This is a genomic window from Cupriavidus basilensis, from assembly GCF_029335485.1.
In the GTDB taxonomy this organism is placed as follows: Bacteria; Pseudomonadota; Gammaproteobacteria; order Burkholderiales; family Burkholderiaceae; genus Cupriavidus; species Cupriavidus basilensis_E.
Map to the genome: position 1 here is coordinate 1 of NZ_JARJLM010000418.1, position 442 is coordinate 442.

At 70.8% G+C, this 442-nt stretch carries 1 pseudogene; it reads right to left on the minus strand.

What is annotated here, in order from left to right:
* A pseudogene (locus tag P3W85_RS24980) lies at window positions 1-442 on the minus strand (cardiolipin synthase ClsB); the annotation flags it as partial.

Here is a 442-nt window from a genome sequence, read left to right on the forward strand (position 1 = left end):
GCAGCAGCGCGGCGCGCATGCCGCCGGCATGATCCTGCCTCGGCAACGGCAGGTCGGTAATCAGCGGGAATTCCGCCGCCACCCCCGCCAGGCCCACGCTGCGCATTTCGCCGCGCAGCGAAAGCTGCCACCACAGGCGCTCGGCGGTCAGCGCGATCTGGTTGACCAGGGGGCCGCGCACCTCCACCGCGAAGTCGTAGCGCGGGCCCAGCCCTGCGCCTTCGAACGGCCCATGGTTATGGTCGTCGATGATATTGATGCCGCCGACAAAGGCGATCTGCTGGTCGATCACCGCCAGTTTACGGTGCAGCCGGCGCAAGTTCCGGCGCGCCAGGCTGAACCCCCGCACGGGACGAAACACCTTGAGCCGCACGCCGCCCGCGCGCAGGCGCCCGGCCAGCGCCGGCGGCATGCCGCCGGCGCCAAAACCGTCCACCACCAG